This window comes from Pseudomonas sp. FG43, assembly GCF_057809175.1.
In genome coordinates, this window is the sequence record NZ_JBMDJL010000002.1 from 268,594 (window position 1) to 290,088 (window position 21,495).

The following is a 21,495-nucleotide window of genomic DNA, read 5'->3' on the forward strand; positions in this document are numbered from 1 at the left end:
CCTACGGGGTTGGTGTAGGGGCGGATGATTCATTCAGCGCCAGAATGGTCGCGACCAGTGCCTGGCCTCTTGGAACCAGGGTCGCCAGTTCCAGGTATTCGCGATCGGTATGCACCTTGCCGCCGACCGGCCCCAATCCACACAGGGTCGGGATGCCCAGGCTGGCAGTGAATCCTGAGTCGGCGCAGCCGCCGGTGAACTCGCCTTCCACGATGAAGCCCAGTTCGGTCGCCTGTTGCTGATAAAGACGCAGCAGGTCGGTGCTGTGTCGGGCCTCCATGGGCAGGAACGTGGTGGCTTCCAGCAGACGGGCCGATGTGCCGGGCAGCTCCTCTTCATCGACGATGGCCTGGATGGCCGTGAGAATTTCATCCCATTGCCTGAGTTCCACAAAGCGCACATCGAGCTTTGCCGTGGCGCTGGGGGCGACGGTATTGCTGGAAGTGCCGCCGGACATCAAACCGACATTGGTGGTGATGCCTGCCGCATAGTCGGTCAAGGCATGCAGCTTGATGATCTTGTGCGCCAGTGCCTGAATGGCGCTGGCGCCGTCGGCATGATTGACCCCCGAATGTGCGGCGCGGCCACTGACTTCGATGATCAGCGTGGCACCACCTTTGCGGGCGCTGACGACATTGCCGCTGGCGCGTCCCGGTTCCGGGTTGAGCACGGCCTGGGCTGCACGGGCATGACGTTCGATATGAACACGGGCACTGCCCGAACCGATCTCTTCATCGCCGGTATAGAGAATCTGTACCGGAAACGGCAACGGTGGCAGGCGTTTCAGGGCCTTGAGGGCGAAGCAGTTGAGCACCAGCCCGCCTTTCATGTCCGCCACGCCCGGGCCGTAGGCCAGTTTTTCATCCTTGGAATAGCCGCGAGTGGCGGTGGTGCCTTTGGGGAAAACCGTGTCGCGATGCCCCAGCAGCAGGACCGGCTTGCCCGGACCACCGGGCAGTTCGGCCAGCAGGACATCGCCAAAGTTCTCGATGGCGATACGTTCGACGCCGATGCCGTCGGCCTGCAGTTCGGCGGCGAGCAGTTCACCCACCGCGTCGACGCCGGCCTTGTCGTAGCTGTTGGAGTCGGTATCCACCAGCCGTTGCAGCAGTGACTCCATGGCATCGTGCTGTCCGGCGAGCCATTGGGTGGCCTGCTTTTGAGCTTCATTCATAAGGCGTTCTCCAGTGCCTGATGTTCGCGGGTCAGGCGTGCAGCATCATTGCCCAGGTCCCAGAACAGACCTGTCATGATTTGCAGGCTTTCCTTGACCACCGGCGCCAGCAGGTGTTCGTTGGGAGCATGCTGCGAACACGCCGGGTATGAATGTGGCACCCAGACCGTGGGCAGGCCAAGTACTTCTGCAAAAACGTCATTGGGCAGCGAGCCACCGAGGTTGGGCAGCAACGCGGGTTTCTTGCCGGTGGTGGTGGCCAGCGAATCGAGCGCCCATTCAACCCACGGGCTGTCGGGTGACAGGCGGGTGGCGTGCATGACATCGATCCGGCTTTGCTTCACCTCGACCTTGCTGAAACCGTGAGCGTCCAGGTGGGCGCGTACTGCCGGTATGAACGTGTTGTAGTCGCTGTCCACGACAAAGCGCATATGGCAGTGAGCAATGGCCTTGCCGGGAATAGCGTGAACCGGCGCTTCCGGGTTGCCGGTCTTGAAGGCCAGCACGTCCAGGGTATTCCAGCCGAACACCTTTTCGCTCAGGGACAGGCCTGGCTCGCCCCAATTCGGATCGATATCCGGGTCGCCAGGGCCGCCACCCACTTCGATATCCGCCAGGGCCTCACGCACTTTTTCAGGAATGGCCTTGGGCATCAGCCCGGCGACTTTCACCCGGCCTTTTTCATCCACCATGCTGGCGATGGCGTTGGCCAGGATGATGCCCGGATTGGCCAGCAGACCGCCCCAGTTGCCGGAGTGATGCGCGCCTTCACGCAAGTCCACGTTCAGCTCGAAATTGAAGACGCCCCGCGAGCCGAGAAACAGCGTCGGTCGTGACGCCGCCAGACGCGGACCATCGGAAGCAATGAAAATATCGGCCGCCAGTGCTTCGCTATGCGCTTCGCAAAATGCACGCAGGCCGGGGGAGCCGTCTTCTTCGCCCATTTCCAGCAGCAGCTTCACATTGAAACCCAGCTTGCCGTTGCGGGCCTTGAGGGTTTGCTCCAGTGCGGTCAGATTGATCAGGTGCTGGCCCTTGTTATCCGCCGTGCCGCGACCGTACCAGCGCTCACCACGTTCAACGACATTCCAGGGCGACAGGCCTTCGTACCATTGCGCGTCGTAACCGCGCACTACATCGCCGTGCCCATAGCTGAGCAGGGTTGGCAGTTGCGGGTCTTCGATGCGGTTGGCGATCATCAGCGGCCCGCGTCCGGTCACCGGGTTTTCATGAATCTGCACATTGAAACCCAGGCGCTCCACATGCGGCGTGATGAACTCCTTCAGATAGCGATAAAGCTCCGGCAGGCTGCTGGCTTCCTGGCTTTGGGTCGGGTAGGCGACACTGCTTTGCAGCAGGGCGAAGAAAGCGCCGTTGTCGAATTGTTCGCAGACGTTTTCGATAGCGTTCGAGCGACTACTCATGAGGCAACGAGCTCCAGGGTTTGAGGGGTGTCGCGAAGATGGCAGCGCACGGTTCCGCCCTTGACGGAAGCATTGGCCGGATAGTGTTGCTTGCAGGTGTCACCGCTGCTGGGGCAGCGCGGGTGGAAGGCGCAGCCGGTCGGGGGCGACATCGGGTTGGGGAAGTTGCCATGCAGGCCAAGGTCGGGAATGCCCAGATGCGGGTCGGGTGTCAGCACCGAGTCCAGCAGCGCCTGGGTATAAGGATGGCCAGGCTCGGAGAACAGCGATTCGCGGCTGCGCTCTTCGACGATGCGGCCCAGATACATCACTGCGACTCGGTCTGCCAGGTGTTCGATCACCGCCAGGTTGTGGCTGATCAGCAGATAGGTCAGGCCGAACTCACGCTTGAGGTCCTGCAACAGGTTGAGAATCTGCGCCTGTACCGAAACGTCCAGCGCCGAAGTGGGTTCGTCGCAGATCAACACATCCGGGCGCATGATCAGCGCACGGGCGATGGCCACACGCTGGCGCTGGCCGCCGGAAAGCTGGCTGGGATAGCTGTCGATCACGCGCTTTGGCAGGCCGACCACATCGAGCATTTCTTCGGTGCGCTTGCGGCGTTCGGCCGTGGTGCCGATGTCGTGCACGATCATTGGCAGGGTGACGATTTCACGCAGGGTCTTGCGCGGGTTCAGGGAAGAGTAGGGGTCCTGGAAAATCGGCTGGATGCGTCGCGCCATTTCCTTGCGGTCGGTGGCGGCCAGGTGTTTGCCGTTGACCAGCACGTCACCGCTGCTCGGTGGCAGCAAGCCCAGCAGCATCTTTGCCAGAGTGCTCTTGCCACAGCCGGACTCACCCACCAGCCCCAGGGTTTCACCGCGCATCAGGCGCAAGGACACACCATCCACGGCTTTCAGGGTGGCCGATGGCTTGAAGAAGCCGCGATTGATCTTGAACTCCCGACGGATATCACAGAGTTCCAGAGCGATATCTTTTTTCATGACAGTGCTCCTTCCCGGTGAAAGACGGGTGCTGCTGCGGGAGTGGCAAACAGGCAGCGGGCCATGTGGTCGTCGCTTTCCACGGGCGGTACGTGACTGGCGCAGGCTTCAATCGCTTGTGAGCAACGGTTGCGGAACGCGCAGCCCTGTTGTTCGCCTACCAGGCTCGGCACCAGACCGGGAATCGATCCCAGCGGCTGACCCGGTTGCGTGCGCCCCGGAATCGGGATACTGGCCAGCAGACCGCGGGTATAAGGATGCTGCGGGTTCTCGAACAACTGCACGGCGGGTGCTGTCTCGACGATTTGCCCGGCGTACATCACCGCAACCCGGTCCGCGATACGTGCCACAAGCCCCAGATCGTGAGTAATGAAGATCACGGCCATGCCGAATTCTTTCTGAAGGTCGCGAATCAGCCGCAGAATCTGCGCCTGAATGGTGACGTCCAGCGCTGTAGTCGGCTCGTCGGCGATGATCACATCGGGTTCGCACATCAACGCCATGGCGATGATGACCCGCTGGCGCAGGCCGCCCGACAATTGATGCGGGTATTGACGCAGGCGTTCGCCCGCATTGCTGATGCCGACCTTTTCCAGCATCTGCCCTGCACGCAACATGGCATCCTTGCGCGACACCTTGCGGTGACGCAGCAGGACCTCGCAAAGCTGATCGCCAATGCTGTAGGCCGGGTTCAGCGAGGTCATGGGTTCCTGGAAGATCATTGCCAGGCGGTTGCCGCGCAGGTCGCACATCTGGCGTTCGCTCTGGGTCAGCATATCTATGCCGTCCAGGCTGAGTTGCGTTGCGGTACGTTTTGCCTTGCGCGGCAGCAGGTCCATCAGCGCCAGGGACGTCAGGGATTTGCCGCATCCCGACTCGCCGACGATGCACAGCATTTCGCCGCGCTCGACATGGAAATCCAGGCCGCGAACGGCGTGCAGGGTTTCCTGGCCAAGAGGGATATCGACGCGCAGGTTTTCAACATGCAAGAGAGCCATGTCCGGATATCCTCTGTCAGTTGCGCCCATCGGGCAGGATCAAGTCACGCAGGCCGTCACCGACCAGATTGATACCCAGCACCAGCACCATCAGTGCGACACCGGGAATGGCGATGACCCAGGGGGAAAAGAACATGTAGGGCTTGCCCTCGGCGATCATCAGGCCCCAGGACGGAATCGGCGGTTGTACGCCCACGCCCAGAAACGACAGCGCGGACTCCAGCAGGATGGCGTGGGCCATTTCCAGGGTGGCAACCACGATCAGCGCGCCCACCAGATTGGGCAGGATTTCACTGGCCAGGATGCGAAAGGTCGAGCAACCCAACGCTTGGGCCGAGGCGACATATTCGGCATCGCGAATCTGTTGCACCGCCGCGCGGACCACCACTGCGAAACGGTCCCATAGCAGGCAACCAAGCAGAATGATCACCACTTTCAGCGAACCTCCCATCAGCGAGGCAGAGGCCAGCGCGACCATGACCACGGGCATGGCCAGGCGGGTGGTGATCAGGTAGCTGATCACGGCATCGACCTTGCCGCCGAAGTAACCTGCCAGCAGGCCCATGATGGTGCCAATCAAGCCGGAAATCAGTGCCGCCGAGAAACCGATGAACAGTGAGATTCGAGCGCCGTAAAGCAGGCGCGACAGGTAATCGCGGCCCAGCTTGTCGGTGCCCAGAATGTAATCCCAGGTGCCATTGGCCATCCATACCGGCGGCTTCATGCGCAGCATGACGTCCTGAGCGTAAGGGTCGTAAGGCGCAAGCCACGGCGCGAACAACGCGCCGAACAGAATGATTGCCAGCAGCAGCATGCCAATCGCAAAGCCGCGATGACGCAGGCTGTTGCGCAGGGACCGCAGGATGCTTTTCGCCGGTGGCTGGTAGTCGTTGATGACCAGAGCAGATGAAGTTGTCGTGCTCATGGGGCCTCCTATTTCACGCGAATGCGCGGGTCGAGCAGTGCGTTGAGCACGTCGGCCAGCAGGGTGAGAACGATGTAGATCACGGCAATCAGCAACACCACGGCCTGAACCACCGGGAAGTCGTCACGGGCGATGGCATCCCAGGCCAGTTGACCGATGCCTTGCAGGGAGAACACCGTCTCGATGACCACCGAGCCGCCGAGCATGAAGCCGAACTCCACGGCCGCCAGTGCGACCACGGGGATCAAGGCATTGCGCAGCGCGTGCTTGAACAGCACGGTAGAAGGACGCAGCCCTTTGGCGCGAGCGGTGCGGATGTAGTCGGAGTTGAGTACATCGAGCATCCCGGCGCGGGTCAGGCGCATGATGGCCGGCGTGGCGTAGTAACCCAGGGCAATGGCGGGCATCACAAAATGCGCCCAGGTGGCATTGCCGGAAACCGGCAGCCATTTCAGCGTGACCGAGAACACCACGATCAGCATCAGGGCAAACCAGAAGCTGGGCATTGCTTGACCCAGCACCGCGATGCTCAAGGCCAGACGATCGATCCAGGTGTCACGCTTGACCGCCGCCAGTACGCCCAGCGGAATGGCGATCAACAGGGCAATGCCTAAAGCCATGGCTCCCAGCCCGAGGGTGATCGACAGACGCGAGGCGATCAGGTTGTAGACCGACTCCTGAAAGAAGAACGAATCACCCAGATCCAGACGCAGCAGGTCGCTCAGCCAGTTGAAGTATTGAGTGACCAGCGGCTTGTCGAGGCCGTACTGCACACGGATCTGCTCGATCTGTTCGCTGGTGGCTTCCGGTCCGCCAATGGCGGTAGCCAGGTCACCTGAAAGGTGCAAGAGGGAGAAACTGATGACCGACACGGTAATCGCCACGCACAAGGCGATACCCAGACGGCGCAGAAGGAATCCAAACATGGCAAGTGACCTTGTATCCATGGGATGACATTGATGAGTGCGCAGTGGTGCCGCACTCACCGATTTACTTCAGGTGGCGCTTACTTCCAGCTCGACAGAACGAAACGCGGCAGTTCGTCCGGGTACGGCTTGAAGTTCAGGTCCGAGACATACGCATAGTTCATCGAGTAGTTGAACAGCGGTGCCCAGTAGGCCTGTTCGCTGATGCGCTGCAAGGCCAGGCGGTAATTGTCCTTGCGCACCTGAGGGTCCAGCGCGTTGTCTGCTGTTTGCAGCCAGCTCTGGACTTGCGGGTCCTTGATGTTGTCGTCCGGGTTGCCTTTGAACCAGGTACCGGCCGAGGCCGAGGTGTCGAGGATCGAGAACGAGCCCCAGGCCTGGAACGACATCGGCACCTTGCCGCCGCGTTGCTGGTCACGCAGTGCTGCGTATTTCAAGTAACGAAGCTTGGCGTTGATGCCTACGGCGCGCAGGTTGCCGATAATCGCTTCTACATAGTCGCGGTCACGGTAGGCGAAGATTTCAGTCTCGAAACCATTGGGGTAGCCCGCTTCCGCGAGCAGCGCCTTGGCCTTGGCCGGGTCGTAGTTATAGACCGTGGCAGCCGTGGTGTCGCAACCGAACTGGCCAGGGTAGCAGGCCACTTGCAGCGGCTTGCTTTCGCCGCCCACCAGTTGTGAAGCCAGACCCTCACGGTTGATGGCGTGGTTGATCGCCTGACGCACCTTGAGGTGTTTCATGGGCGAATCGGCGCTGGAGGTGCCCCGTGCATCGAGGATCAAAAAGCCGATACGCATGGTCCCGCCGCTGGTTACCACCAGGCTTTGCATGCCCTTGAGGCTTTGCGCCTGATCCGGTGCCACGCGCCAGACCCAGTCAACGCCACCGGTCATCAGCTCGGCAAGACGTGTTTCGGAGTCGGCAATCACCTTGAACTGGATATGACCGATTTTCGGCTGGCCTTGAGGGCTGCCCTGAAAGTAGTCCGGGTTCTTGTCCATGTTCACGCCTACGCCGCTGGTGATGGACGCAACCTTGTAAGGACCGGTGCCCACCGGTTTGCGGCTGAATTCGGCCAGGCCGACTTTCTCGAAATAGTTTTTCGGGAACATCGGCACTGCGTTGGACAGGTATTCGAGGGCGGCCGGGAAGGGCTTTTTCAGGTGCAGGCGAACGCTGTAATCCCCCAGTTTTTCTGCGCTCTTGATCCAGTCGACGTTCTGTATGGTGACGACTTTGGAGTCCGGCGAAACCACATAGTTGAGGGTGAACACCACATCGTCGGCCGTGAAGGCATCGCCGTTGTGGAATTTCACGCCCTGGCGCAATTCGAAATCGATGGTGCTGTCGTCGACCTGTTTCCAGCTGGTGGCCAGCATGGGTTCCAGTTGTCCGCTGTCGGGATTGCGATAGACCAGGTTATCCCAGATGAGTCGACCCAGAATGACGCCTTCGCGCAAGTCGTTGTGATAAGGACTGATGTTTTCAGGTTCACTGTCGGATGCGTAAACCAGCGTGTCATCGGCTTTGCCTGCGAAGGCGGAAAAGCTGCTGAACAAGCCCAGCAGCGCAATGCTGCGAGCGAAACCCTTGATGCCCATGCCGTCATCTCCAAAAGGCGAAGTGGTTGTATCAAAGGGCAGTGGATCGCAAATGCGAAAGGAGAAAGGGGTACAAGCAGGCAATGGTTTTATTAGGCCTCGACACGACTCTAGGCAAAGCGTATCAATGCCACAAGCACAATCTTTCGATACTTGCTTTGCCGAAAAGGCAATGCTGGAGGTGGTCATGCAGCTCTACGGTGTGCAATCCACGGCTTTGCGCTACTTTCTGGAAGTGGCGCGTTGCGGGTCTATCAGTGAAGCGTCCTTGCGACTGAATGTCGCGGCTTCGGCAGTCAGCCGGCAGATCGCCAAACTGGAGCGGGATCTGGATGCGGTGCTGTTCGAGCGACGCGCCCGAGGCATGGTGCTGAGCGAGGCGGGGATACGCCTGGCGGCCTATGCACGCAAATCCCAGCTCGAAGCCGAGCAGGTGGTACTGGAAATCACCGAGTTGCACGGCCTGCAACGCGGTCATGTGCGCATTGCCTGTTCCGAAGGCTTCGCCCTGGAGTTTCTGCCCAAGGCCATCGCGCTGTTTCGCCGGACCTATCAAGGCATCCATTTTTCACTGGAAGTCTGCGCACCGGCCCAGGCCACGGAAAAGGTACGCTCCGGCGATGCCGACCTTGGCCTGACGTTCAGCCTGACGCCGCAAAAGGAGATCAAGGTCGAATACATCCATACCGGAGCCATCTGCGCGGTGGTCAGCAACAACCATCCTCTGGCAGACCGTCCGGAGGTTTCGCTGGCAGAGCTTCAGCCTTATGCCATCGCCTTGACCAATACCGATACGACACTGCGCCAGTTGTTCGATATCTGCTGTGGTGTTCAGGGCCTGCTGTTCGATCCGGTGCTGACCAGCAATTACATTGGCTCCTTGTTGCGTTTTGTCCGGGAGGAGGGGGGTATCAGCCTCTCCAGTGAGATGACCCTGGACAGGCGTCTGCTCGGCAAGGAGCTTCGATCCCTGCCGATCAGTGACGAAGGCATGAAAGCCCGGCGTATCGAGTTGCAGAGCATGGCGGGCCGCAACTTGCCTGCGGCGGTCAGTGCGTTTCGGGACTTCCTGATCGAGGAACTTGCCAAAACATGAGTCGCAATACCTGAGCGGGCATGTCTGGTTCTATCGTTGTTAATGTTATAGTGTATCAATATGAGCTGGCATAACACGCCGCTCATATCGCTTACATCATGCTTCGTCCGTTGTGGCGAAGCAGGCCAACGAGATGACCGACTGACATGAATAACCCCCTCCCTGACGTTGCCCTGACGGAAGTTTCCGCAGCCCTGATCGCCCTTGACTGGGTCGGCATGCAAGGTGTCGAAGTCCCGATTCTGCTGAGCGAACCCGGTGTGGTGCATCCGATACATGCCTATGTTGATCTGCAGGTCGACCTGGCCGATCCCAGCGTCAAGGGCATCCATATGTCGCGCCTCTATACCTTGCTCGACAGCTTCGCCGTACATCAGCCATTCACCCCTGGCGCCATGGCGGCGCTGCTCGAAGCCATGGTTACCAGCCATGCCGACTGCCACTCCAGTCGCTCGCGGCTCAAGGTGAGTTTCAATCTGCTGTGCCGCCGACCGGCATTGAAGACTCAAGGCTTGAGTGGCTGGAAATCCTATCCGGTAACGTTGAACGCGGTCTGGACTGGAGGCAGTCTGTTACTCGATGCTGCGGTGGATGTCACGTATTCCTCGACCTGCCCGTGTTCGGCAGCCTTGTCGCGCCAGCTTGTGGAAGAGGCGTTTCTGGCGCGCTTTGCCGGTCAGGAAGCATTGAGCCCCGCTCATGCGGCGGCCTGGCTGCGAGAGAATGCCTCCTTCGCGACACCCCATAGCCAGCGCAGCGTCGCAACGGTCCAGGTGCGCATCCCGGAGCAGGCAACCGTGCTTGGCCTGATGGCGTTGATCGATGCCACCGAAAGCGCCTTGGGCACACCGGTGCAGACCGCCGTCAAACGTGCGGACGAACAGGCCTTTGCCCGCCTCAACGGCAAGAACCTGATGTACGTCGAAGACGCTGCACGCAAGATCCAGCAGGCACTGGAAGGGCTGTTCGCCGCGTCCAGTGTCAGCGTGCGTCACCTTGAAAGCCTGCACCCCCACGATGCTGTGGCATACACTTCCAACTATATGTCCTGAGGACTACCACCGTGATCCGCAAGAATCCTTCCGGCCATCTGCCGGTCATTGCCGAGTCGGCTTATATCGATAAAACCGCGATCATTTGCGGCAAGGTGATCATCAAGGACAACGTCTTTGTCGGTCCCTATGCCGTGATCCGCGCCGACGAGGTCAACGCCAATGGCGATATGGACCCGATCATCATCGGTGCCAATTCCAATATCCAGGACGGCGTGGTCATCCACTCCAAGTCCGGCGCGGCGGTGACCATCGGCGAATACACCTCCATTGCCCACCGTTCCATCGTCCACGGCCCCTGCACGGTGGGCGACCGGGTTTTCGTCGGCTTCAACAGCGTGTTGTTCAACTGTCAGGTGGGTAATGGCAGCGTCGTGCGCCATAACTCGGTGGTCGATGGCCGCGATCTGCCAGAAAGCTTCTATGTGCCATCCACCACACGTATCGGTCCGAACACCGATCTTTCGCAATTCCCGCCGGTAAGTATTTCAGCTTCTGAATTCTCGGAGGACGTGGCACATACCAATATCGATCTGGTTCGCGGCTATAAGGCCTTGCAGAACGAGTTCTGAATAACATAGCGCTGTCATGGGCAAGCCCGTCTGCGGCACAATGCGCGCGGCATTTTGTGCGCGCGAGGCTTGCCCGCACTCTTGAAACATCATGCACCTGTTACAGCTTCCCACGGACAAGAGCTTCCCATGACAACAGTTGTTCCCTCGACACCTGCGCCGTCTTCGCGATTGCGATCGATCGACGCCCTGCGCGGGCTGATCATTCTTTTCATGTTGCTGGACCATGTGCGGGAAACCTTCTTCCTGCATCGTCAGGTCAGCGATCCCATGGATGTCGCCACCACAGCTCCGGAAGTGTTCTTCAGCCGCTTGCTGGCCCATGTATGTGCGCCATTGTTCGTGCTGCTGACCGGGCTTTCGGCCTACCTGTACGGCGAAAAGTACAGTGGCCGGACTGACGTTTCCGCCTTTCTGCTCAAGCGCGGCCTGTTCCTGATTGCCCTGGAATTCACCCTGGTCAGCTTCGCCTGGACCTTCAAATTCCCGCCGACCATCATTTACCTTCAAGTCATCTGGGCCATCGGTCTGAGCATGGTTGCCTTGTCTGCGATGGTGTTTCTGCCGCGCTGGGCGCTGGTGGTGATCGGTCTGGTGATCGTCGCCGGGCACAACCTGCTGGACTCGCTGCATTTCGGTGTCGAGTCGGCCATGCATATACCATGGGCGATTCTGCATGATCGTGGCTGGATCGAAGTCAGTGACACCCTGCGTTTACGCACCTCTTATCCGCTGCTGCCCTGGATCGGCGTTATCGCACTGGGTTATGCCGCCGGACCATGGTTCACATCGAGTATGGATGCTGCTGCACGTCGCAGCCGGTTGTGGGTCTGGGGATTGGGCGCGCTGATTGGTTTCATGGTCCTGCGCGTGATCAACGGCTATGGCGAAAAGCCCTGGAGCGTTGGCGAAACCGGCGTACAGACGCTGATGAGCTTTTTCAATATCACCAAATACCCGCCGTCATTGCTGTTCATCAGCCTGACACTGGGCATTGGTCTGCTGGTGTTGATCTGGTTCGAGCGTATTCAGGAGAAGGGCTGGCTGAAACCGCTGGTGACCCTGGGCGCAGCACCGATGTTCTTCTACTTGCTGCACCTGTATGTGCTGAAGTTCCTGTACCTGATTGCCGTGGCGATCTGGGGCAAGAATCAGGGCGATTACTTCGGCTTCGATGCGATGTGGGGCGTATGGCTGAGTTCAGTGCTGCTGGCGGTGGCGCTGTTTCCGGCGGTGCGCTGGTTTGCCGGGCTGAAAGCGCGGCGGCGTGATATTACCTGGCTGAAATACTTGTAGGAGCGGACTTGTCCGCGAAGGCGGTATTACATCCGAGAGAGATACGTCGTTTGAAATGCCTTCGCGAATAAATTTGCTCCCATCAAACAAGACGCAAGAGCATGAATTAGAAAGTATTTTACGTAGGGTAAAACTTTACCCGGCGTACATATCCATTATTGGTATGTGCTGCTCCTACCGGTTCCGCCTTTACGGCGGCCCCCTTTGTTTCGGCAAAGGGGGGAAACCATTCGCTCCGGTTCGGCCCCGCCTTGGGGCGGGGTTCCCTCGCTCTGGCATTGCTCCGTGGGTACGCGCCGACGGGCCTTCCATGGCCCTGCGGCGCTTGCTCGGCGTCCTGCCTCGCACCCCACTGCACAATACCTCCACTCGGCCTTCACCCACGTCGCAATCGGCGGTGTCTGGAATATTTCTGATCACATCCCCAAAACACATCGTCTGCTGTTTCGCGAATAAATTCGCTCCTACGCACGATGGTGAGAGCACCGCAGAACGCGACGTGGGTGAAGGCTGAGAGGAGGTAGTGATCCGGTGGGAACTCTGCAGGGATGCAGAGTTAGCCGCACAGGGCCATGGATGGCCCATTGCGGCGACCGCCGGATCACTGCCGGAGCGAAGGAACCCCGCCTCAAGGCGGGGCCGAACCCGGAGCAGTGGCTTTGGTTACTTTGGCCGAAACCAAAGTGACGCGCCGTAAAGGCGCAAGGCGGCCTCAAGCCGAACCATTAATTTGGAAACACCTGCTGACAGCGCGGAGCCGAGGCGGCGGGTGATCTCCTACGGATTTGCATCAATCGTGATGTGCTTCACCCACGAAGGTCAGCGAGGTAAACAGGCCTCGCGCTTCGATATCGGCATTGTCCTTGACCGGCAGCGTCACTTCGGCCGCGATCACATTCAACCCCTCGTTACGCACCACCACATTGGCGCGACCTTCAGCATCGGTTTCGGTACTCACCACGTCCGGGGCGCTGCGATAATCCCCGAACAGCTTGATACCCGCCGCAGGTTTGCCATCCACCAGCACGCGAACCGGCAACGGTTTGCCCGGCCCGACCGTCAGCGGGTCGACCTGAGGCACGATCACGAACTTCAGTTTGTCGAATGACGGCAAGCGAGCGCCTTCCTCATAAATCGCCAGGCTGTACTTGAAGGTATGGATCGACTCGGTGCCGCCCGGTACCTTGCTGCGGCCTTCGTTGATCCATTTCTTGTCTTTGCTTTTGGTCCACATGCCGTTGTCCAGCGCCACAGACATCACCGCCACCGGCTTCAGGGGTTGCAGGCGTGCATGGTCGTCCAGACGCTGCACGGTAACCGGAACCATCCGGCCAGCAATATCATAGGCCCAGGCTCCGCTGACCTTTTGCGCCTTGAAGGCGTTGTCTTCTGCGCCATGGCCATAGACCACTTCAATATTGCCGCGACGCTGTTCGGTCCACAGACCGTGAGCGCTCGCATGGCCCGCGAAAAGGGCGCCCAGCAGGCTCAAGGCCAGAACTGATGGTTTGCAAATCATGATGCGTCCTTGTTTTCCGGTCAGAGGTTGAGGGTCAGGCTGACAGTGAAGTTGCGTGGCTCGCCGGGTGCGACCCAGTAATTGCTGTAGGAGCGCTCGAAATATTTCTCGTCAAACAGGTTGTTGAGGTTCAGGCCAACGGTCACGTTCTCAGTGGCCTTGTAATGGGCGAGCAGATCCACGGTATGGTAGGCCGGCAGCTCGAAACTGGTCCCGGCTTCACCGGAGCGATCCCCGACATACGTGAACGCAGCGCCTACATCCGAACCTCGCAGCATGCCCTCCTGGAATTCATAAACGCCCAGCAGGCTGCCACTGCGCTTGGCGACACCGAGGATCCGGCTGCCGGTCGGAATGGTCCGGTCACCCTTGGTCACTTCGGCATCGATGTAGGCAAAGGCCCCGATCACACGAATGGCGTCGGTCACCTGACCAGTCAGTTGCAGATCCAGGCCCTGGCTGCGAGCCTCACCGATGGCACGGTTACTGTCGGTGGAAGGATCGAGGGCCAGCACGTTTTCCTTCTCGATATGGAAGGCGGCGAGGGTGGTGCTCAAGCGATCGTCGAACAGCTCGCTCTTGATCCCGATCTCGTAACCGACACCTTCTTCCGGATCGAAGGTTTTACCTGAGGCATCCAGACCGTTATTGGGTTTGAACGAGGTCGAGGCGTTGGCGAACAGGCCGACTTGTGGCGTCAGTTGATACAGCAGGCCGGCGCGCTGGGTGAAGGCGTCATGGCGCTGTCTTGAGGTCGGGTTGGTTGCGGTAGGGGTGTAGTCATCGATCTGCTGATCGAAATGCTCGTAGCGAGCACCGATCATGCCGCGCAACTTGTCGGTGAAAACGATCTGATCCTGCAGGTTCAGGGCGCGGCTTTCGACGTGCTCGAAGAAGTCCGTACCGGTGCGGGCACCATTGGGTTTGGCCTGGCCATAGACCGGGTTGTAGATATTGATGGCATAGTTGCTGCCGCCAATATTGGTAACCCGCTCGTTCTTGCGGTAGTTCTCGTATTCGGTGCCGATCAGCACCTCATGCTCTAGCCCCACGGCGTCGAAACGGCCGCGCAGTTCCAGTTGGGTGATGCTGTCATGCCAGTTCATGTCGCGTTCGCGATAGCGGCGGTTGACGGTTTGCGAGTTGGCGCTCAACGGCCGGGATTCACTGGCGTAGCCCGACAGTTCGCCTTCCTTGTAATGGCTGGCCAGACGCAGCGACCAGGCATCATTGAGATGATGATCCAGCGCGACCTGAATCATGTTGTTGTCGTTATCGATATCGTCGTCCGGCTCGCCCAGAAAGGTCGAACGGGACATGCCGCTCCACTTGTTGTTCGGCGCGACGATGCCACGGTCGAAGGTCGACTTGTGGCGTACGAACTCGGTTTCCACCAACAGGCTAGTGTCGGGATTCAGCTGCCAACTGAAAGACGGGGCCACGAACACGCGATTGCTCTCGACGTGATCGCGGAAACTGTTGTTGTCCTCGACCGCCAGATTGACCCGCGACAGGACATTGCCTTCTTCATCCAGAGGTGTGTTGACGTCCAGCGCCGTGCGATAACGATCCCAACTGCCGGCACTGGTTTGCAGCGTGGTGAAGGCTTCGCGCTGCGGCTTTTTGGTCACGATATTGACCGTACCGCCCGGATCGCCACGGCCATACAGGCTGGCGGCAGGGCCTTTCAAGACTTCGATACGCTCGATATTGGCGGTGTCCGGAGTCGTCGGGTAACCACGGTTGGCGCTGAAGCCATCCTTGTAGAACTCCGAAGTGGTAAAGCCGCGAATGCTGTACTCGTAAAGGGTCAGGCCGCCGAAGTTATTCTGCTTCGACACGCCGCCAGCATAGTCCAGGGCGCGTTCTACACTGTTGCTGCCCAGATCCTTGAGCACCGAGGCCGGAACCACGCTGATGGATTGCGGAATATCCTTGATGGCGGTGTCGGTCTTGGTCGCCGTTGCCGAGCGCGTGGCCCGATAACCCTGAACCGGGCTGGTGGCCGTCTCATAGTGGTAATCGGAGGAGATGTTGACGTTGTCCAGTTCGAGGGTTTGCGGCAATTCTTCAGCGAAACTGACATTGCCCAGCACTCCGATTGCCAGGCTGGTCAGAGACGCGATTTTACGAGACGACATGGAGGATTTCCTGATAGTTATGGATACAATATAACATCTCCGTTGAGAATTATTACTGAGTGTGAATGTAACTGGATGTAAATTTTTTGCTCTGCCGATGCCCGTCGCCATGGCTTGCCGGCAGCGATGACCGATCACGCAGGTCCCACCGATGTCTGCAATGAGGAAATCCTGATCTGCGCTGGTGGTCGGGAGTGCATCGTGCAGTGGTAAGGATGTTCAGTTGATCCACTTGTACTTATATTGGCCAAGCTGTTTTGAGAGCAGAAGAGGGCTGACTCCTGGCCGTGTGTATCTGCAGAAACTCTATTGGGGTGATTTTATGAGTACGTTGTATTCGCTGCGCTCGTTCGTGAAAACAGAGGGTTCTGACGCCGAGCCCGTTGTCAGAGAGCACTTGGAGCTTCTGGTGCAACTCAGTGAAGCAAAGGCCGATTATTTCAAGATCAAAACGGCTTCTGACTTGCGTGTGTCGGGAACCACGGACAATGCTCAAGTCCCCATTGAAAGCATTCTGGAAACAGACTCCAGGGTATTTGCAGTGACAAGGATCGAAGGCGATACGATAAAAAACACCGTCGAGCCACTGATGGAAAAAATATCTCCGGGCGTGGGGAGCGGGGGGAAGAAAGCTGTCAATGCCATGGTGACAAACATCGTGTCCGGCTTTCTGGGGAATTCGGCAGCCTTTGGAAATACCGAAGAATATTACATTGTCTACGCCGAGCATAATGCGCTCATAAGGCTTGATATCCACCTGTGGAATCAGAAGGTGAATTTTTCAGGGGCGGTGAAGAAAGAGTTGAATGACCTGCTGGTAATGACCTACTCGAAATCGGCCATCGACGTGCAAAAACTTAAACTGAATACATTCATTGCTCTGTATCAGCGCCAGCTTTCTTCGATAAACCTCAAGATTGACATCGATGAGATATCCCGGATCAAAAGCATCTATAGCTTGCTTCATGACGCCTGATTCTCAAAAAAAGGTCGGTTGAAGCCAGCACTCAATTCATCCAGAGGGCGCTTGTGAGGCGCCCTTTACGTTTCACTTTTCAAGCCGCATCGATCTTTACCCTGACTGGCTTTTCACCCGCCAACTCAATGCATTTCAGCGCAAGAATCGTGGTCGGGTCGACCAGTGCGACATTGTGGTCCATTATCTGAAACGCCTCGCTGTGGGCCAGCACCAATGGCAATTCCGTGCAGCCGAGAATCAACACGTCAGCGCCCAGTTCACAAAGGTGCTCCGCCGCCAGCAGCAATTGCTCCTTGCAAAGACCTTCCGTGAATCCGGCCTTGATGCCGCGCTCGCCGTAGATGGCTTCCATGACCATGTGCTGATAATCGATCCCCGGCGTGATGATCTGTAGCCCTGCGCGGCTTGCCGCTTCGTGGTAGACCTGACTTTGCACCGTACCGGATGTGGCCAGCAGGCCGACGGTCTTGCCCGAACCGTATTGCTGCACGATCCACTCCACCGTCTCGGTCAGCATGTTGACGATGGGTACCCGCAAATGAGGCTGGATGCGTTCGACAAAGGCGTGAGCGGTGTTGCAGGGGATTGCGATGGCGTTTGCGCCGGCGCTTTCCAGGCGTTTGCAGGTTGCGTACATCGCCATGGTCGGGTCGGTTTCGTCGTGCAGCAAACTGGCGGTGCGATCAGGGATCTGCGGATTCTGCTCGACCACCATCTTGATGTGTTCCTGATCCTTTCCCGCTGGCGTATGGGCAACCACTTTGCCCATGAAGTCCACCGTGGCGGCGGGGCCTACACCGCCCACAATCCCCAGCTTGAACGCCAGGCGTGCAGGTTGGCCTTTCTCCAGAGTCGCAAAGCTTGCGTAGATCTCGTTGATATCCAGAACCGATACCCCGCGGCGCTGAAGCTCTGGGCAAACCAGCGATAGCTCCGTCATGCCGGGGATCACCACCGCAGCCCCTTGCGCCTGCAAGGAGAGACACGCCTGATAGACCGTTTCCAGAGGCGCGCCTTCAAGGTGACCGTCCTTGATGCCGTTGACGCCGTACATCGCGTCCATCAGCGCAGACTGTGCTTCGGCATCGGGATAAACGATCCTGAAATCCTGGCCCAGATACCGCTCGAACAGTCCTGAATGAGCGACGAAATCCGAAGCAATCACGCCCAGGGTCGTTCCGAGTTTGATCATGAGTCGAATGTGCCGCACCAGCGCCTGCATCATGTCCAGCACCGGAATGCCCAGCTCCTCCTGGATTTCGGCGCGGAACGTATGGCTGGCAAAGCAGGGAAGCATCACCGCATCGACGCCGCTTTCCTCGAACGACTTGCACACCTGGAACACATAGAACTTGCGTGACGTCATGTTGGCCTCCTTGTCCAGAGGCAGCAGCACGTCCTTGAACGGGTGCTGCTCGAACAGGAAGTGGTAGCGGCCCTGATCCTCAAGCACCGCTCTGGATTTGACCAGCTTGTAGAAGAGGTCACCACCAGCCAGCGAGCCCAGCCCACCGACGATACCCAGCTTGCGGACAAAGACACCCTTGCTGGCCGACCTGGATTTTCTCTTCATGACCCTGCTCCTCAGGCGACCGAAACCGGGTGTCCGGATTGGGCGCGCACATCTGTGTTATCTGCTGTTTCATCGGGATCTTCGTGTGGTTCGGATTTCGCGACCACGGCAGTGGCGATGCTGTTGCCCACGACGTTGGTGGCGGTGCGCGCCATGTCCAGGAACTGATCGATACCGATGATCAACAGCAGCCCGGCTTCCGGAAGGTTGAACATCGGCAGGGTCGCGGCGACCACGACCACCGAAGCACGAGCCACGCCTGCCATGCCTTTGCTGGTGACCATCAGCGTCAGCAGGATCAACAGTTGCTGGGTGAAGCTCAGGTCAATGTTGTAGGCCTGGGCGATGAACATGATGGCGAAGGCCTGGTACATCATCGAACCATCGAGGTTGAACGAATAACCCAGCGGCAATACGAAACTGGAAACCCGCTTGGGCGCACCGAACTTCTCCAGGGCTTCCATGGTTTTTGGATAGGCGGATTCGCTGCTGGCCGTCGAGAACGCCAGCAGGATAGGTTCGCGAATCAGCTTGCCCAGTGTGAAAACGGAGCGCCCGAGGAACAGATAGCCAGCACCAAAGAGCACAACCCAAAGGACGGCAATCCCCAGATAGAATTCGGCGATCAGCTTGCCGTAATCGACCAGAAGACCAAGCCCCTGAGTCGTGATCGCCGAAGCGATGGCTGCAAACACACCAATCGGTGCCAGGGCCATGACGTAATCGGTGATCTTGAACATCACCTTGGCCAGCTCATCGATGGTGTCGGTGATCCGTGTGTAACCGGCGCGCTTGACGCCAGCCAGCGCAAAGCCGAAGAACAGCGAGAACACCACGATCTGCAGGATCTCGTTATTGGCCATGGCCTCGGCAATGCTGCGGGGGAACACGTGGCTGATGAACACCTTGAGGCTGAAGTCGCCAGTATTGACCGGCACCGCCGCCGTCGCATGCTGGACGACTTCCATATTCAGCCCGGCTCCCGGCTGAAACAGGTTGACCAGCCCCATGCCGATTGTCAGCGAGATCACCGAGGCCGTCACGAACCAGGCCATGGCACGCATGCCGATGCGCCCGACCGATCGTGAGTTCCCCAGGCTGGCAATGCCGCCAACCAGTGTGGCAAATACCAGCGGTGCGATGATCATCTTGATCATGCGCAGGAAAATATCGGTGATCATCGAAAAGTACGAAGCAATCTGCCTGGCATTCTGCTCGTTCCCTGCGAAATGGTGACACGCCCAACCCACCAGCACGCCCAGTGCAATGCCCATCGCGATTTGCCGTGGAAGTCTGTTTTTCTTCACGAAGCTGTCCTCAAGTGGTTTTTGATTTTTTTATCCGGCAGGAGACAAATCAGATTCGCCCAATGGCTCTCGTGGCCCTGGTGCTAGCGGCGATTCTAGGGAAGCGTTCGGCGGCGATGATGAGTAATCATGCTAAACCCATGCGCTTTTGGAATAGTTGTTGAAATGGCAGCGATAGGGCCGCGAAGCCGACGTAAAATGCACTTCTCACAGCGGGAGATGCCTGTATGCAAATCAAATGGCTGGACGACCTTCTGGCTATCGCCGAGTGGAAGAACTTCTCCCGTGCGGCCGAAGTTCGCTGCGTGACCCAATCGGCCCTGTCGCGACGGATTCGGTCACTTGAAGAATGGGTGGGCGTCGAACTGGTTGACCGTGGCACCTATCCCGTGCGACTTACGGCTGCCGGAAGCGCCTTCTGTGAAGAGAGCCGCGAAGTGCTGGCAGGCTTGCTGAGACTGCGCTCAACCTTGCGTGAAGTTGAACGCATGCCTGGGCGTTCCATTCAGGTCACGGCCGGGCACAGCCTGTCGATGACGTTTCTGCCCAAATGGCTTTCGCAGTTTCAGCAACACAACGAGCAATTCAACGCACGGGTCGTGGCTGCCAACATCCATGACGCCGTGATTGCCCTGGAGGAGGGCAGTTGCGACCTGATGATCGTCTACCACCATCCCCTTGCGCCCATCCTGCTGAACGCCGAACGCTTCGGCAGCCTGGCCTTGGGGCATGACGCTTTCATCCCCTTGTGCGCCCCGGACAAGAAAGGCCAGCCCCTGTACCGCTTGCCGGGCAGCGCCGCAAAACCCGTCCCGCACCTTGCCTACACCGCAACGACTTTTCTGGGGCGCGTCGCCGATATCGTCATCAAGAACGGCCCGACGCCCGTCAAGCTGGAACGCTGCTACGAAGCCGATATGGCCATGCTCCTGATGCGCATGGCCATAGAAGGCTACGGCGTGGCCTGGTTGCCACAAAGCGCGGTTGTCGACGAGCTTGAACGAGGGTTACTGGTAAGAGCCGGTGGCGAAGAGTGGAGCACCCGACTGGAAATCCGCTCTTACTGCGCGATAGCCAATCAAAACCCCACCATGCGCAAACTCTGGAAAACGCTGGAAGGGGCTTCGCGGCTAAGTCAGTAAACGCTGTACTTTGCTGTGCTGCACGGGCATAAGAGCTGCAATTTTTTCACCTAAGGGAATACTCATGCACTACAAGACTCTTGCCGTATTGCTCCTCTGTCTGCCGTTATCGGCCTGTAGATTCGAGTTTGGTTCTCAACCTCCACTGCCTTGGGCGCAGGTGAAGAAATCCGTTATCGTTTCTGCATTGTCCGAGCGTATTCGTCAGGCTAATCCTTACCCGTCCGAGTTGGGTGATCCCTTGCAGCAGCGCACTGATCAGGAGCAACTACGCAGGCAGATCAGCGATTTGAGGCAGTCTGCTCTTTCACGTTGTATTGCAAGCCAGACGCCAGCAGGCACGTCCAAGCCCTCTACGGGAGCGATTCAAGGGTTGTCGTCTTATGAGCAAATCATGATTGCTAATGGAAGCTCCCCAACTGCTGCCCAACGTTGCTCACGGGTTGCGGAAGGCGATCAACTGGTTTCGGACTTGCGTGTTCGGCTTGCGGGCATGGAAGCAGTAGAAGAAAAAAGACGGCAATTCGATATCAATATCCGGAAGAAAATCGAGCAGGCGGCTGACGATGCGATAGAAAACTATGCCCGCTCGCAAAAGTACGAACTGGTAGTGGGTAGCGACTCCAGCATCGTGTTCAACGAGAAAAAGGTCGTGCTGGATATTACCGAGGCGGTTATCGAGTCGATCAAAAGCCGATAGTGAAATTTAGTCTTTCATGAGTGCTCCTTCGCGAATGAATTCGCTCCTACACGCTGTAGGAGCGAATTCATTCGCGAAGCCAATCCA

At 58.4% G+C, this 21,495-nt stretch carries 18 protein-coding genes; 7 read left to right on the top strand and 11 right to left on the bottom strand.

The features are described from left to right. Position 1 precedes the first annotated feature (1 nt). From ACODS3_RS04045 to ACODS3_RS04075, 7 genes are all read right to left on the bottom strand, one after another. On the bottom strand, positions 2–1,174 hold the full coding sequence (locus tag ACODS3_RS04045) for a M20 family metallopeptidase (protein WP_489033354.1): 1,173 nt from the start codon (positions 1,172–1,174) through the stop codon (positions 2–4). Further along, entirely contained in the window at positions 1,171–2,598 is a 1,428-nt protein-coding gene (locus ACODS3_RS04050) for a M20 family metallopeptidase (protein WP_489033356.1), read from the bottom strand. Before ACODS3_RS04050 ends, ACODS3_RS04045 begins: the two co-directional genes overlap by 4 nt. Further along, positions 2,595–3,581 carry an ABC transporter ATP-binding protein gene (locus ACODS3_RS04055; protein ID WP_201003036.1) on the bottom strand — a complete coding sequence of 329 codons (987 nt, stop codon included), beginning with the start codon at positions 3,579–3,581 and terminating at the stop codon, positions 2,595–2,597. Before ACODS3_RS04055 ends, ACODS3_RS04050 begins: the two co-directional genes overlap by 4 nt. Continuing rightward, positions 3,578–4,579: an ABC transporter ATP-binding protein gene (locus ACODS3_RS04060; protein ID WP_489033358.1), complete on the bottom strand. Its 1,002-nt coding sequence runs from the start codon at positions 4,577–4,579 to the stop codon at positions 3,578–3,580. Before ACODS3_RS04060 ends, ACODS3_RS04055 begins: the two co-directional genes overlap by 4 nt. 16 nt (positions 4,580–4,595) lie before the next feature. Further along, entirely contained in the window at positions 4,596–5,504 is a 909-nt protein-coding gene (locus ACODS3_RS04065) for an ABC transporter permease (RefSeq protein ID WP_201003032.1), read from the bottom strand. An 8-nt stretch (positions 5,505–5,512) separates the two neighbouring features. Continuing rightward, positions 5,513–6,430 carry an ABC transporter permease gene (locus ACODS3_RS04070; RefSeq protein ID WP_201003030.1) on the bottom strand — a complete coding sequence of 306 codons (918 nt, stop codon included), beginning with the start codon at positions 6,428–6,430 and terminating at the stop codon, positions 5,513–5,515. Positions 6,431–6,510: 80 nt separating this feature from the next. Beyond that, positions 6,511–8,031, bottom strand: a complete 1,521-nt coding sequence (locus tag ACODS3_RS04075; protein WP_201017684.1) for an ABC transporter substrate-binding protein — start codon at positions 8,029–8,031, stop codon at positions 6,511–6,513. 187 nt (positions 8,032–8,218) lie between these two features. Between ACODS3_RS04075 and ACODS3_RS04080 the strand changes: the two genes are divergently transcribed. The 4 genes from ACODS3_RS04080 to ACODS3_RS04095 all read left to right on the top strand — a co-directional run bounded on the left by ACODS3_RS04080 (position 8,219) and on the right by ACODS3_RS04095 (position 12,047). Continuing rightward, on the top strand, positions 8,219–9,127 hold the full coding sequence (locus ACODS3_RS04080) for a LysR substrate-binding domain-containing protein (protein ID WP_201003026.1): 909 nt from the start codon (positions 8,219–8,221) through the stop codon (positions 9,125–9,127). A 146-nt stretch (positions 9,128–9,273) separates the two neighbouring features. Further along, positions 9,274–10,179, top strand: coding sequence for a GTP cyclohydrolase FolE2 (gene folE2 / locus ACODS3_RS04085; RefSeq protein WP_304573910.1), 906 nt, complete (start codon positions 9,274–9,276; stop codon positions 10,177–10,179). Between the two features lie 11 nt (positions 10,180–10,190). Beyond that, the gene (locus ACODS3_RS04090) at positions 10,191–10,751 is read left to right on the top strand and encodes a gamma carbonic anhydrase family protein (RefSeq protein ID WP_025259656.1); all 561 of its coding nucleotides are present in this window, start codon (positions 10,191–10,193) and stop codon (positions 10,749–10,751) included. Positions 10,752–10,880: 129 nt separating this feature from the next. Beyond that, positions 10,881–12,047, top strand: a complete 1,167-nt coding sequence (locus ACODS3_RS04095; RefSeq protein ID WP_201017682.1) for an acetyltransferase domain-containing protein — start codon at positions 10,881–10,883, stop codon at positions 12,045–12,047. A gap of 790 nt (positions 12,048–12,837) precedes the next feature. On the opposite strand, the gene ACODS3_RS04100 is transcribed toward ACODS3_RS04095, so the two are convergent. Both ACODS3_RS04100 and ACODS3_RS04105 read right to left on the bottom strand, forming a co-directional pair. Then, complete coding sequence (locus ACODS3_RS04100) at positions 12,838–13,566, bottom strand: DUF4198 domain-containing protein (protein ID WP_489033363.1); 729 nt, start codon at positions 13,564–13,566, stop codon at positions 12,838–12,840. A 20-nt stretch (positions 13,567–13,586) separates the two neighbouring features. Then, complete coding sequence (locus tag ACODS3_RS04105; RefSeq protein ID WP_489033365.1) at positions 13,587–15,707, bottom strand: TonB-dependent siderophore receptor; 2,121 nt, start codon at positions 15,705–15,707, stop codon at positions 13,587–13,589. A 322-nt stretch (positions 15,708–16,029) separates the two neighbouring features. Between ACODS3_RS04105 and ACODS3_RS04110 the strand changes: the two genes are divergently transcribed. Continuing rightward, positions 16,030–16,683, top strand: a complete 654-nt coding sequence (locus ACODS3_RS04110; protein WP_201017679.1) for a hypothetical protein — start codon at positions 16,030–16,032, stop codon at positions 16,681–16,683. A gap of 79 nt (positions 16,684–16,762) precedes the next feature. On the opposite strand, the gene cuyB is transcribed toward ACODS3_RS04110, so the two are convergent. Together cuyB and ACODS3_RS04120 are read right to left on the bottom strand one after the other, a co-directional pair. Beyond that, entirely contained in the window at positions 16,763–18,259 is a 1,497-nt protein-coding gene (cuyB, locus tag ACODS3_RS04115; RefSeq protein ID WP_489033367.1) for a cysteate racemase, read from the bottom strand. An 11-nt stretch (positions 18,260–18,270) separates the two neighbouring features. Continuing rightward, positions 18,271–19,566 carry a dicarboxylate/amino acid:cation symporter gene (locus ACODS3_RS04120; protein WP_489033369.1) on the bottom strand — a complete coding sequence of 432 codons (1,296 nt, stop codon included), beginning with the start codon at positions 19,564–19,566 and terminating at the stop codon, positions 18,271–18,273. Between the two features lie 227 nt (positions 19,567–19,793). Between ACODS3_RS04120 and ACODS3_RS04125 the strand changes: the two genes are divergently transcribed. Both ACODS3_RS04125 and ACODS3_RS04130 read left to right on the top strand, forming a co-directional pair. Beyond that, positions 19,794–20,708, top strand: coding sequence for a LysR substrate-binding domain-containing protein (locus ACODS3_RS04125; RefSeq protein ID WP_201017676.1), 915 nt, complete (start codon positions 19,794–19,796; stop codon positions 20,706–20,708). 64 nt (positions 20,709–20,772) lie between these two features. Further along, positions 20,773–21,408 (top strand): OmpH/Skp family outer membrane protein, encoded by a 636-nt coding sequence (locus tag ACODS3_RS04130; protein WP_201017675.1) that lies wholly within the window; start codon positions 20,773–20,775, stop codon positions 21,406–21,408. The last annotated feature ends 87 nt before the right edge of the window (positions 21,409–21,495 follow it).